Below are 14,038 nucleotides of genomic sequence, written 5' to 3'. Positions count from 1 at the left end.
TATAGTGGCTAAAATTAAACAAATTGTAGAAGGTTTAATAGAAATCTATAAAACTAGAGACGTATATGAATTAGTAGATCTTTTAGATATTACTCTAATAAAAAAGGAATTGCCCAAAGGAATGAAAGGTAAATTTTTTAGAGATATATTTGATAATGAATTTATATTTCTATCGAATGATTTATGTATTCAGGAAGAAAGAATGGTATTGGCTCATGAGTTGGGACATGCTATACTACATGTCGATCTAACTATAAGCTATTATACAGAAAACCATTTACAAGTTAAAAGTAAATTTGAAATTGAAGCTAATAAGTTTGCTGCTGAATTATTAATACCAGATGATCTTGATTTAACTACGATTGAAGGATTTACAGTTAGACAGCTAAGCTCGTATTTAGAGGTTTCGGAAGAACTAGTAAAGTTAAAGTTTGAAAGGAGTATTATATGATTAAAGCGGTAGCTTATGCAAGATATAGCTCAGACAATCAAAGAGAAGAGTCTATAGATGCACAATTACGAGATATATATAAATATGCAAAAGAAAATAACATAACTATAGTTAAAAAATATATTGATGAGGCTGTTACTGGTAGAAGTGATGATAGGGCGGCCTTTTTACAAATGATAGAAGATGCTAAATTAAGAAAATTTGATATACTTCTTTTGCATAAAATTGATAGATTTGCAAGAAATAAATACGATTCAGCATTTTATAAGCACATATTAAAAAAGTGTAGTATTAAAATAATATATGTGAAACAACTCCTTCCAGATGGTCCAGAAGGCTCTCTTATGGAAGGAATTCTTGAAAGTTTCGCTGAATATTTTTCGGAGAATTTAGGTCTAGAAGTTATGAAAGGCCTAAAGGAAAATGCGTATCAATGTAAACATACTGGAGGTAGACCACCTTTAGGGTATGATGTATTAGATGACTTAACTTATGCAATAAATGAACAGGAATCTAAAACAGTAAAAACTATTTTTCAAATGTATGCAGATGGATTTGGTTATGGGAGTATAATAGAAGAATTAAATAGATTAGGATATAGAACAAAAACGGGAGGGGTCTTTAGAAAAAATAGTTTATATGAAATATTAAAAAATGAAAAATATAGGGGGGTATATATCTACAATAGAAGTATTAAGCAAATAGACGGCAAGAGAAATCACCATAAATCTAAAAAACCAGATGAGATAATTAGAATTGATAATGGTATGCCTAGGATTATTGATGAAGAATTATGGAGAAGGGTGCAAAAAAAGATGGCTAAAAACAAAAGGGGTCCTGCAGCAAATAAAGCCAAGGAAGTTTATTTATTAAGTGGAATAATTTATTGTGGAAAATGCAAAAAGCCAATGGTTGGTAATAGAGTTAGTGCAGGAGAAAATAGGAAACTTTATGTTTCTTACCAATGCTCCACAAGAAAAAATACTAAGGAATGCGATATGAGATCTTTAAGGAAAGATTATGTTGAAGATATGGTTATAAATGAATTAGAACAAAAAATATTTTCTAAAAAGGCTATAGAACAACTAGCTAATAAAATCTGTGAATATGCCAAAATACAAAACACTGAAATTAAATCAGATATTGATAGGTTTGAAAAGGAATTAAAAGAAGTTCAAAAACAAATTGATAATATAGTAAATGCAATTGCAAATGGTATGTTCCATGAATCTATGAAAGAAAAAATGGATGAACTTGAAAAAAGAAAGGTAGATTTAACTATATATTTAAGTGAAGCTAAATACCAATCTGAAATACATTCTCCTAATATAGATGCCATTAAAAAATATTTAGAATTATACAAGGATATAAAAAACAAACCTCTAGAAGAACAGAAAAGCATCATCCAAAGATTTGTTAAAAAAGTTATCGTATATGACTCTACCATAGATGTCAATTTAATTGTGGATTTAGATGGTGGAGATAAGGGGACTCGAACCCCTGACCTCTTGACTGCCAGTCAAGCATTCTCCCAACTGAACTATATCCCCATATATACACTATGATATTATACTTCTTGGATTTGTTCAAGAGTTTCTTTTCCTTAATTGAATTATTAACACTATTCCAAGTATAACAAAGGCTGGTATGGCAGCTTCATCTAATAGGAAGAAATATAAGCTTTTTATATATAAAAAAACCCACCTATTATCCTTAAAACTATAAGTGGGTTAAAAGTCTATGATTTTTTTAAATAATTATCTACAATTTCTTTGAACTCTTCTCCTGTAATAGTTTCAACTTCAAGAAGTCTCCTAGCTACTGTATCGAGAAGTTCTATATTTTCAACTAATATTTTTTTAGATATTTCATGGGCATTCTTGACTAACTTTAAAACTTCCTCATCAATTTCCTTTCCTGTAGTTTCACTATAGTTCTTACTTATACCCCCATTTATATATTGTCCACTAGGAGTTTCAAGACCCATCATATCAAATTTTTCACTCATACCATATCTTGTAACCATATTACGAGCTATCTCTGTAGCTTTTTCAATGTCATTTGATGCACCTGTAGATACAAGATTAAATTTTACTTCTTCTGCAGAACGACCTCCAAATAAAATACTAAGATTGTTAAGAAGATGTTCCCTAGAAATAAGATATTTTTCTTTTTCTGGCAACTGTAAAGTATATCCAAGAGATCCCATAGTTCTTGGAACAATAGTTATTTTTGCTACAGGGTCAGTATCTTCAAGCATCGCAGCAACAATTGCATGTCCAGCTTCATGATATGCTACTGCTTCTTTTTCAGATTGAGACATAATACGATCTTTCTTCTCTGCCCCTGCAATTACAGTTTCAATAGCTTCCATCAAATCTTCCTGTATAACCTGTGTTCTTCCAAATCTAACGGCTCTAAGTGCTGCTTCATTAACAATATTAGCTAAATCTGCACCTGCTGCTCCAGAAGTAGCTTTTGCAATTTCCTCTAAATTAACATTTGATGCCAATGTAATATTTTTAGAATGCACCTCTAATATCTTTAATCTGCCTGTAAGATCGGGTCTATCAACAATAATTCTTCTATCAAATCTTCCTGGTCTTAAAAGAGCTGGATCTAATATTTCTGGACGATTAGTAGCTGCTAAAATAACAACACCACTGGAAGAATCAAAGCCATCCATCTCTGTTAGAAGTTGATTTAAAGTCTGTTCCCTTTCATCATTTCCTCCCATACCTGAACTATCACGTCTTTTACCAATAGCATCGATCTCATCGATAAATACTATACATGGTGATTTTTCCTGTGCTTGCTTAAACAAATCTCTAACTCTTGCAGCTCCCATTCCAACAAACATCTGAACAAACTCTGAACCTGAAATAGAAAAGAAGGGTACGTCTGCTTCTCCTGCAATAGCCTTAGCGAGTAATGTCTTTCCAGTTCCAGGAGGACCAACAAGTAATGCTCCCTTTGGAAGTTTTGCACCAATTTTTTTATATTTATCTTGATTTTTAATAAAATCTACTATTTCCTCTAATGATTCTTTAGCTTCATCTTGACCTGCAACATCTTCAAAGGTAACTTTTGTCTGATTCTCAGCATAAATCTTTCCTACTTTATTGCCAAAGTTCATAGCATTGCCACCCATACGTTTACTCATACTTTTAGAAATAAGGCTCCATATCACCATAATAAATATTATTGGTATAATCCAGTTTGTCAGGAAGTATTGGGCTATAGAAACTTTCTGGCTTTTTGAAGTATACTCTTCAACTCCCCATTCTTCTAGTCTATTAACAAGATTTGGATCTTGCATATTATTAGATTTATATAGCTCAAGAGCTTTTTTATTCTCAGATTTAACTTGAAATATAATCTCATCACTATCTACTACTACTGAAGCAATTTTTCCTTGTTCACCAAATTTAACAAACTGACTATAACTTACATTTTGAATAAGCTTTTGCTTAAGGTATCCATTAAATACAAACGTTATTGTTAGCATGGCTAAAATATAGTAAACAAGCCATTTCTTTTTATCAAAATTGTTATCATCGTTCATCTTTAGCCTTTATACCTCCATATCCTTATTTTTAAATACTGTGATTCCTTTAATTTTGTAATAAAAATATACCTCTTCATATATTCTTACCCCAAATTTTCTATTTTAAATAAAAAAATACCGTTATCTTTTATAAAAAATAAGATAATGGCATTTTTTTAATTTAGTCTTTATTGTCATACTTGAAAATGAGAATATGTTGAATTTATTAACTACAGTAATTTAATACTAAACTTTATAACTTTTATTCCACATACCTCTTTCCTTTAAAACTTTAATAAGGGTTTCGCCTATTATAGCAGGTGTATCAGCAACTTCAATTCCACATTTTTTCATAATCTGTATTTTTTCATCTGCTGTCCCTTTTCCACCAGAAATAATTGCTCCTGCATGACCCATGCGTTTTCCCTTTGGAGCTGTCCGACCACTAATAAATCCTACTACAGGCTTTGACATATTTTCTTTTATCCATAAAGCTGCTTCTTCCTCTGCTGTACCTCCAATTTCACCGATCATAATAACTGCATGGGTATCTTCATCTTTATCAAAAGCCTTTAGTACATCAATAAAGTTGGTTCCATTTATAGGATCTCCTCCAATTCCAACAGCTGTAGACTGACCAACTCCCTTTTGTGTTAGCTGATGAACTGCTTCATAAGTCAATGTTCCAGATCTAGATACTATCCCTATATTGCCCTTTTTATGAATATATCCAGGCATAATTCCTATCTTACATTCTTCAGGCGTAATAATTCCTGGACAATTAGGTCCTATTAATCGAGTCTTTTTTCCTTCCATATATTTTTTAACTTTTATCATATCCTGTATTGGAATATGTTCTGTTATACAAATAGCCATATCTAATTCAGCATCAACAGCTTCCATAATTGCATCTGCTGCCCAAGGAGCTGGAACATAAATAATAGAAACATTTGCTCCAGTTTCTTTAGCCGCTTCTCTAACCGTATTAAATACTGGTACTCCCTCTATTATTGTTCTTCCTTTACCCGGAGTAACACCTCCTACTACTTTAGTTCCATACTCTAGCATTTCCTTAGTATGAAATATAGCTGTTGAACCCGTTATTCCTTGAACAACTACCTTTGTATTCCTATCAATCCATATACTCATTCTATATCCCTTCCCTTCTATTTAACCAATTCAACAATTTTTTCAGCACCATGATCCATAGAATTTACAGCTACAATATTTAATCCCGATGTATTTAATATTTCTTTTCCTTTCAATACATTAGTTCCTTCAAGACGAACTACAACTGGTACTCGTACTCTTACTTCTTTAGCAGCTTCTACAATGCCCTTTGCTATAACATCGCATTTCATAATACCACCAAATATATTAACAAATATCCCTTTCACTCGTTTATCTGATAGAATAATTTTAAAGGCAGCCTTCACGTTTTCTTCTGTTGCTCCGCCTCCAACATCAAGAAAATTGGCTGGTTCTCCACCATAATACTTAATAATATCCATTGTAGCCATGGCAAGACCTGCACCATTTACCATGCAACCAATTGTTCCATTTAGTGATACATAAGAAAGATTATATTTTGATGCTTCAATTTCTTTTTCATCTTCCTCCTCTAAGTCTCGATAAGCTACTATATCTTCTTGACGATATAATCCATTAGCGTCAAAATTTAGTTTTGCATCTAACGCAATTAATTTTTCATTCATTGTCATTATAAGCGGATTAATCTCAGCCATAATACAATCTTTTTCTATAAAACAACGATATAAATTTAATGATAGCTGTACAAATTCGTTAATAACCTTATCTGGAATATTTATTCCGAAAGCAATACGTCGTGCTTGGAAAGGAGTTAGACCTATTGCAGGATCAATAATTTCTTTTAAAATCTTATCTGGAGCATTTTCTGCTACCTGTTCAATTTCTGTTCCACCTTCTTCTGATGCAATAAAAACAATTCTAGATATTTCTCTATCTAAAACGAAGCTCATATAGTACTCTTTTTCAATGTCACAGCCTTCTTCGATTAACAAACACTTTACTTCTTTACCTCCTGATCCAGTTTGATGGGTAACTAATCTTTTGCCTAGAAGCTCCTTAGTGTACATCAACACTTCATCTATACTTTTAGCAATTTTTACTCCCCCTGCCTTTCCCCTACCCCCTGCATGGATCTGTGCTTTTACAACTGCAATATCACTTTCTACTTTCCATACTGCTTTTTCAGCTTCTTTAGGTGTAAATATGACCTTACCTCTGGGTACTTGTATCCCATATTTCTTCAGTATCTCTTTTGCTTGGTACTCATGAATATTCATTTTTTCTCCTCCATTCATTTAAAGTTTAAATAATAATTAATAGATAAAATTATAAAAAATAAAGCCAGCTATAAGCTGGCTATTATACAATAAAAAAACCTTTCTAAAGATAGAAAGGGCATCACTAATTTTAGCAGAATAAATCTACTAAGTTTTAATAACACCTCCTCATCCGCGTGAGTAATAAACAGCATTGTTATCGTTGGCAGGTCTCCTGACTTAGGCATAACGAATCTTATCCCTTCCCATGTTTCTACACAGTGGTATGATAAGCTTCTATCCATTACAGTGGCGGGACCGTATCGGAATTTCACCGAGTTTCCCTTTTAAGTAATCTTCTATAAGATTACACCAACAATCCTTATATTCAATTTTTATATAACGATTTAAAACAATCAACTCTAGTTTAAGTTATTGGACATACTTTGTCAACTTTACGTTTATTAGATTAAAGTATTCTACTACATATTATTATTAGAATTCCTATTTTTATTATCATAGAATATTTGATCTAAAACAATAACAATAGCTAATATAAAAGCATGATCCTCTCCATCAGAAATATCTACAGAATAAGTATCTGAAAAACTAACCCACTTTTTACTTATCCATGAAACAGGTCTTCCATTTTTTAATATATTAAAATTATGATGGAACACATCACCATCTATAGTAAAGTTTCCATAAGAACTTTCTATTCTAAATCTCGGTCTAAAAAGGGTCAATTCCTTATTTATCTTTCCTATAATTTTTCCTTCTCTATATATCAAATATTCTGGTAAAAATCTAAGAACCTTTTGTTCAATATAAACAACATTTCTACCATTCATATCATATATATTAAGCTTATTACCTATGGACAATATCTTTCCTACAACCTCATAATGAGAACGTCCATTTTCATCATTGATTACAAATTTATCAGCAAAGGTGAATATCTTTTCTCTTATTAAATATCTCATTTTTTTCTCCTTTTATCTTAAAAAATAATATATAATCCTATTAAATATAGTATAAACTTTGCCGTAAATATTTTCTACCCTATTGAACTTCTATTTATTTCCTTTATTTTTCTTTATAATCTTCTTCTTTATTTTTTTTACTACTATTTTGTTCCCTTTTTCTTTCCTTATTTTCTTTATTATCTTCTTTATAATTTTATTTTTCCTTTTTTTCTTTATTGCTTTCTTTTTTACTTTTTTCACTATATCATCCCCTCGTACAATTTCCATATAAAATAATATTATCTTAACAGGATTATATCTTTTCTAAACTTGGCTTAATCTTTAATAATACAAGTTTATCTTATCACATATTTTCTGTTTGAACATAACGAAAAGAAGGATAATAGAGTAAAAATCTACTCCCTTATCCTTCTTTTTTATTCTTTTCTATAATATCATTTAATTTCACCTAATCATTAGGTTTCAAATCAAACAAAAACCGTATTTCTTCTTCACTTAATTTAGATACAAGAGTTTCTCCTTCTGTTATGACCTTATCTATCATTTCTTTCTTTCTCTCTTGAAGATTAAAGATTTTTTCTTCAATAGTTCCCTTAGTTATAAGTTTCATAACCTGTACTGTATTCTTCTGTCCTATTCTATAAGCTCTATCCGTTGCTTGTTCTTCTACTGCTGGATTCCACCAAGGATCACAGTGTATTACCATATCTGCACCAGTTAAGTTTAATCCTGTTCCTCCTGCTTTTAAAGAAATTAAAAATACACTTCCTATTCCTTCATTAAAATCTCTTACTAAATTTCCTCTTTGCTTTATATCTGTGGAACCATCAAGGTACATATATTCTATATCTTTATCTTCTAACATTCCTTTTATAATATTTAACATACTAGTGAACTGAGAAAATACAAGTATTCTATGACCACCTTCAATAGCATCTACCAACACTTCTTCAAGGAAGTTTAACTTCCCACTTTCTCCTTCATAATCAGTAATAAAGGTTTCAGGATGACAACATATTTGCCTAAGTCTTGTAAGTCCTGACAAAATTTTTATATGACTTCTTCCAAAACCGTTATGAGTTATTTCTTCTTCTATTTCTCCTTTAATTGCTTTTAGATATGCAAGATACAACTTCTTTTGTTCCATGGTCATTTCTACTAAAACTTTTTGTTCTATCTTCTCTGGAAGTTCTTTTAATACATCTTTTTTAAGCCTTCTCAGAATAAAAGGTTTTATATGGTTGTTTAAATCTTTAAGGACTTTATTATCTCGTTCTCTAAAAATAGGCTTTTCATATCTTTCTATAAATTTTCCATTAGATAGTAAATATCCAGGCATTAAAAAATCAAATATAGACCATAATTCTATTAATGAGTTTTCCATAGGTGTACCCGTTAAAGCAAAGTAATTACCAGCCTTTATCTTCTTAACAGATTTTGAACTTAAAGATTTATAATTTTTTATGTGCTGTGCTTCATCTAATATACAATATCTAAAGCTTAAATCTTTATAAAGTTCTATATCCTTTCTAATAAGAGGATAAGAAGTTATTACTATATCATAATTTTCTACCTCATTAATCAGTTCACTTCTCTCTGCCTTACTCCCTGTAACAATTAACATTTTAAGGCTAGGAGCAAATTTATGGACTTCCGCCTCCCAATTATATACTAAAGATGTTGGTACTATTACAATAGAAGGGCTTTGTCCTTTTTCATTTTTCTCCGATAATAGAAATGTAATAATTTGAAGAGTCTTTCCCAAACCCATATCATCAGCTAATATTCCTCCAAATCCATATTGAGATAGAGTTTTAAGCCATTTAAACCCAAATTTTTGATAGTCTCTTAGAACATTTTGTAATTCTTTTGGTATTTCATATTGAATTTCTTCTGGTTCATTTATATCTTGAACAAGTTTTTTAAAATTTATATTTTTCTTAACAAAATCTAAGTTATTTTCTTTCAAGTATTTATCTAGATATATTGCTCTAAATTTTGGAACTAATATAGCCTCTTTTTCAAAATCTTTTTTACTTATACCAAGATATTCTACTATATTTCCCATATGTTCTAATTCTCTATTATCAAGAGCTAAAAAAGAACCATCTTTTAATCTATAATATTTTTTCTTTTCTTTTAAAGATTTAAATATTTCATCTAATTCTGAAATATCGATTCCTTCTATTTCAAAATCAAATTCTAACATATCCCAATCATTAGTCAGACTAATACCTCCTGTGAAATATGATGAATCTCTAATATTAAGGTTCTTTAGGCTGTCTGAATAATATATTTTACAATATTCTTGAAGTTTAGGAATAATATTATATACAAAATCAAATATTTTTTCTTCTCTATCCATATATATTATACCGTCTAAAACTTTGAACTCGCTTTCTTCTAATAATTCAAGAATATATCTTTCCTTTTCAACATCTCTCAATAATATTGTTTTTTTGTCCTTATATTCAATTTCCTTAGAACTAAAGGGATTTATAACTATATTCCCATATATAAATTTAATTTTACCTTCAATTATATCCTCTTGTTTATCTAAATAAATTTCACATTCAAATTCTGGATTGTATATAGCTTCTTCTATCTTTTTATCGATACTTAAATTTAACGAATTTTTTACATTAGGTAAAACTTCAGAGATAAAAGTTTCTTTATAATTGTCAGTTATTTTTAAAGTTCCATTTCTTTTAAAGATTATTTCATTATAAAGAGGGATTATATTATTTCTTTGGTCTTCTGGAAGTTTATATATTTTATTACTACTAAAAAAATACTTTCCGTCAGAAGTAAGGGGTACTACATCTTCATCACAACCCATCTTAATTATTAGCCCAGTTTTTCCTCCTGTAACTTCCATATTTAAAGGTAAACTTTTTTCTATTATAGTCGTATTTTCATATTTCTCATTCATAATATAAGTATTGAAATTTCTTCCTTCCATAAGGTTAAAAAATCTTTTTAATGCAGTAGGTGTAAGTAACATTCTCCTATTTCTAAAGATACTTTGATTGTTGTATCCTGAATAATTTTCTTTGTAATTTTCATATAAGAGGCTTAAAAAATTTATGACTTTTTTATCTTCATTTCTAAATGTATGTTTATAAGGTGAAAAAGTAAAATTTTTTCCGAGTTCTATTTCTTCTCCATATTCTAGTTTTTCAAAAAAGTTTTTCATACTTTTTACTACATATAATTTATCTTCTCCTATTCTTAAATTTAAATAGGAGGCCCTTTCTATTCCATCATATGAATTTAGACTAAATTCATAGTTGTATTCTATATTTATTGGTGTTTTCTCAATTTCATTTCTATGTCTATAAAAGCTTATTATATTTCTTACACTTCCTTCATCTTTCTCCCTCGTATCCTTTGATAAATCCAACTTCATTATACATATAAGAAGGGCAATTATATGTTTACAATATCCTTTATACTGATTATAGGCAGGACATGTACAATGTGAAGTCATTAGCTCACCTGTATGGTCAAATTTTACAGAAACTTGGTAATCTAAACTTCCCCTAACTGTCCCCTGAAAATATTCACGTTTTTCATTAGATCTCAACTCATATACTCTTCCTTCTTTATAATATTTTTTTCCATTAACAAAGGAAGCATAGTTTGCTGCTCTATCTAATAGCATGTTATCATTTATGTTAAACATAGATCACCTCTATAATTTTAGTTAATCATTTACCATTAATTATATCATAGACCTAATATATATTTTATCAACTCTAAATTATGATAAAGTATATACTATAGATATACAATTCAAAGATAATAAAATAAATTATAGGAGCAGCTAAATGCTGCTCCTATAATTTACTTCTCTTACTATAATCAAATTTAATCTATAATAATCCCAGATATCTTTAATGCTTTCTTTATCGCTCCATAGATAAAAACAGCTCCTATTCCATTTATTAAAGAAGTAGGAATAACCACAGTTATAATTAATGTCTTTACCGGTATAGGTGTACCAGTAATAAAAACAGCAGAAAGTAAAAAAATTGTTCCACTAAGCAAAGTTCCTAATCCACCTATTAATGCTACTATAAAGAAATTTAAATTAAAGCATCGGATATATTTAATTACCGCAAATAAGGTTATACATGTAAATAATTTATCAATTATATTTGGTATCTGCCCCCCTGGAAAAGTAGTAGTTAAAGCGGAAAGTAAACCTCCTAGTAATGCTGTCAGCATGGCATTTTTGAATGTATCATTTATTAAAAGAGATATAAATATAAAGGATAATAAAAAATCGAACTTCATTCCACCTAATATCCCAGGTGTAATTTGGTGTAAAATAAATCCAATGGCTAATAGTAATGCTGTGAATATATTATTTCTTAATTTCATAATAATTCTCTCCTTTTTCTGTTTTATTATTTTGTATTTCCAGTCACTTTCTTCTGTTCACAACATACTATTCACCACCCTTCCAATTATTTTAAATAGTACTAAAAATACTATTAATAAACCATATAAAAAAGTCTTTCGCTCCTCATAAAAAGGACGAAAGACATATTTCCGTGGTACCACCTTTATTAGACTATCAATTAGATAATCTCTCCTAAAGATACAAAGTATATAACCCTATATCCTATTTCTATAACGGGAAACCCCCGACGTTAGCTATTTTGAATTAATTCACTTCACTAAGTTTCTTGTAGATCCATTCATTAACAGTCTAGTATCGGACTTTCACCAACTCCGACTCGCTAAAACTACACTCATTTAACTACTACTTCTACGCATAGAATTTATTCTTATTTTTCTGAATTATAATACAATTCGCTTATAAAGTCAATAATTTTATTTTAACTTATGATAATGTTATTGCATATAATGATATGAAAGGTATCTTTGCTAATCAAACTTTTAAATCATCTTCTATTTCTCTTGTATTACAATATTATCCTCATAACTAACCCAGTCACTGTATCCTCCAACGTAAAACTTTGGTTTTAGTCCAACCTCTTCCATAAATAAAAGATTAACTGTTCCTGTAATACCTGAACCACAATGAACAATTATCTCTTCATAATTTTTCAAAGGTTCAAAATAGTTTACAATGTCTTCTATATCCATTATTTTACCATCAGTTACTAAATTCATCCAAGGAAAATTTAATGCACTGGGAATATGTCCTGATATCCTGTCAATAGGTTCAATTTCTCCAGAATACCTTTCATAAGCTCTGGAATCAATTATTGCTATATTATTTGAATCAATAGCCGATTTAACATAATTCATATCTACTTCCATGGAATGGTCTATATTTAGACTTAATGAATCAGATTCTTTAAAATATGGTATTTCAGTAGTCACATCAAGATTATTATCAAGCCAGTTCTTTATACCACCTGCTAAAATATAAACTTTATCTTTTCCTGAGTATTTCAATAGCCACCACAGCCTTCCAGCCATTGCTAAATCACCATTATCGTATATAACTATTGTGGAATCATCGTTTATACCTAGTTTTTTCATATTCTTTATAAATTCCTTCATATCAGGCAAGGGATGTCTACCACCGTGAACTCCCAAATCACCGGTCATAATCTCTTCAAGAGAAACAAATTGGGCTCCCTTTATATGACCTTTTTTGTATTCCCTAAAACCATAATCAGAATCGTCTAATTCTGCTCTAACATCTAAAATAATTAAGTTTTCATTTGACATATTATTTATTAACCATTCTTGAGATACAATATTTTTCATAACGCCTCCATAACATTTGATTTTTTATTAATTATATACCCCTATAAATTAACTTATTCTCATATAAATTCTCTATATAAAAAAGAGGACTCTAAAATCACTCTTTTAAAAAACTATTTTAAACTGTACGGTATAAAATAGTTAAATATATCAATATTTTCTATCATATTTTTTTATATTATATCAACAATTTTCTATAAAAAATTTCCTTAAACTAAAAGTCTAAGGAAACTTAAATCATGTTTTTATATAAAAAGTGCAGCTTTAAAAGCTGCACTTAGAACTAGTTAATATCAATTTTTCTCTTTTTATCATTACCTTTTGTCAATTTTGGAAGGACAACTTTCAAAACACCATCATTAAAGGAAGCTTGTATCTTATCTTCATCTACATTATCTACGTAAAAACTTCGTTTAAACTCACCATAATGTCTTTCACGTCTAACATAATTCTCCTTTTTATCTTCCATAGATTCATCTCGTTTTGCACTAATCACTAAATAATTATCATGAAAATCTATATCTATAGCTTCCTTTTTAATTCCAGGTAGATCAGCTTCTACTAAATAGTTTTCATCTGTTTCTTTTAAGTCAACCTTAAAATTTCCCTGCATATGGCTCATTACTGAAAAGAAATCATCATCAAAGAAATTTTTTAAAAACGGTGAAAAAAAGTCATCTCTCTTACTTAAATTATTTTTTCTAAAAGGTATCATATCAAACATTTCTAAATTACCTCCCCTAAAATTAATATAAGACTATTTATATTAATAAGTTTTAGCAGAAATTTTTAAAATATACATTTTAGAAACATGTTATAACTATAGCCTTTGTTTTCTTTATTTTACTTTTAAAGTAGCAAAATCAGCATAAAATTTTTGATAATCCTTAGTAATATTATATTATGCTGTACAATCTATCAGTTTACTTTTTATGCTAATCAATTATTATTGTTAGTTTTTAATTTAATAGTGAAATAATGACTACTTTTCATTCAT

10 protein-coding genes, 1 tRNA gene, 1 pseudogene, 1 riboswitch and 1 other annotated feature are annotated in these 14,038 nt (G+C 29.4%); of the genes and pseudogenes, 2 read left to right on the top strand and 10 right to left on the bottom strand.

The window, feature by feature from the left end; genetic code table 11:
- The first annotated feature begins 4 nt into the window (after nt 1–4).
- Nucleotides 5–451, top strand: coding sequence for an ImmA/IrrE family metallo-endopeptidase (locus KQI42_RS15685; protein WP_216521163.1), 447 nt, complete (start codon nt 5–7; stop codon nt 449–451).
- Nucleotides 448–1,488 (top strand): annotated as a pseudogene (locus KQI42_RS21855) (recombinase family protein); the annotation flags it as partial. The gene KQI42_RS15685 and the pseudogene KQI42_RS21855, both read left to right, overlap by 4 nt.
- A gap of 437 nt (nt 1,489–1,925) precedes the next feature.
- On the opposite strand, the gene KQI42_RS15670 reads toward KQI42_RS21855, so the two are convergent.
- The 10 genes from KQI42_RS15670 to hsp18 all read right to left on the bottom strand — a co-directional run bounded on the left by KQI42_RS15670 (nt 1,926) and on the right by hsp18 (nt 13,765).
- A tRNA-Ala gene (locus KQI42_RS15670) sits at nt 1,926–2,001 on the bottom strand.
- Between the two features lie 188 nt (nt 2,002–2,189).
- Nucleotides 2,190–4,016 (bottom strand): ATP-dependent zinc metalloprotease FtsH, encoded by a 1,827-nt coding sequence (gene ftsH / locus KQI42_RS15665; protein ID WP_216521162.1) that lies wholly within the window; start codon nt 4,014–4,016, stop codon nt 2,190–2,192.
- Between the two features lie 228 nt (nt 4,017–4,244).
- Entirely contained in the window at nt 4,245–5,147 is a 903-nt protein-coding gene (gene sucD / locus KQI42_RS15660) for a succinate--CoA ligase subunit alpha (RefSeq protein ID WP_216521161.1), read from the bottom strand.
- Nucleotides 5,148–5,164: 17 nt separating this feature from the next.
- Nucleotides 5,165–6,325 carry an ADP-forming succinate--CoA ligase subunit beta gene (sucC, locus tag KQI42_RS15655; RefSeq protein WP_216521160.1) on the bottom strand — a complete coding sequence of 387 codons (1,161 nt, stop codon included), beginning with the start codon at nt 6,323–6,325 and terminating at the stop codon, nt 5,165–5,167.
- Nucleotides 6,326–6,512: 187 nt separating this feature from the next.
- Nucleotides 6,513–6,696: riboswitch (cobalamin riboswitch) on the bottom strand.
- 90 nt (nt 6,697–6,786) lie between these two features.
- Nucleotides 6,787–7,287, bottom strand: coding sequence for an LURP-one-related/scramblase family protein (locus tag KQI42_RS15650; RefSeq protein ID WP_216521159.1), 501 nt, complete (start codon nt 7,285–7,287; stop codon nt 6,787–6,789).
- 90 nt (nt 7,288–7,377) lie between these two features.
- A complete protein-coding gene (locus tag KQI42_RS15645) occupies nt 7,378–7,530 on the bottom strand; it encodes a hypothetical protein (RefSeq protein ID WP_216521158.1) in 153 nt (50 codons plus the stop codon).
- Nucleotides 7,531–7,738: 208 nt separating this feature from the next.
- On the bottom strand, nt 7,739–10,975 hold the full coding sequence (locus tag KQI42_RS15640) for a DEAD/DEAH box helicase (RefSeq protein ID WP_216521157.1): 3,237 nt from the start codon (nt 10,973–10,975) through the stop codon (nt 7,739–7,741).
- Nucleotides 10,976–11,160: 185 nt separating this feature from the next.
- The gene (locus tag KQI42_RS15635) at nt 11,161–11,676 is read right to left on the bottom strand and encodes a tryptophan transporter (protein ID WP_216521156.1); all 516 of its coding nucleotides are present in this window, start codon (nt 11,674–11,676) and stop codon (nt 11,161–11,163) included.
- A gap of 149 nt (nt 11,677–11,825) precedes the next feature.
- Nucleotides 11,826–12,084 (bottom strand) — a binding site (T-box leader).
- Between the two features lie 126 nt (nt 12,085–12,210).
- Nucleotides 12,211–13,041, bottom strand: coding sequence for a sulfurtransferase (locus tag KQI42_RS15630; protein WP_216521155.1), 831 nt, complete (start codon nt 13,039–13,041; stop codon nt 12,211–12,213).
- Nucleotides 13,042–13,324: 283 nt separating this feature from the next.
- Nucleotides 13,325–13,765 carry a heat shock protein Hsp18 gene (gene hsp18, locus KQI42_RS15625; protein WP_216521154.1) on the bottom strand — a complete coding sequence of 147 codons (441 nt, stop codon included), beginning with the start codon at nt 13,763–13,765 and terminating at the stop codon, nt 13,325–13,327.
- Nucleotides 13,766–14,038 lie beyond the last annotated feature (273 nt).

It is taken from the genome of Tissierella simiarum (assembly GCF_018917865.1).
GTDB classification, from domain to species: Bacteria; Bacillota; Clostridia; order Tissierellales; family Tissierellaceae; genus Tissierella_C; species Tissierella_C simiarum.
The sequence above is the reverse complement of the archived record's forward strand: the minus strand, read 5'-3'. Positions and strand labels throughout refer to the sequence as shown.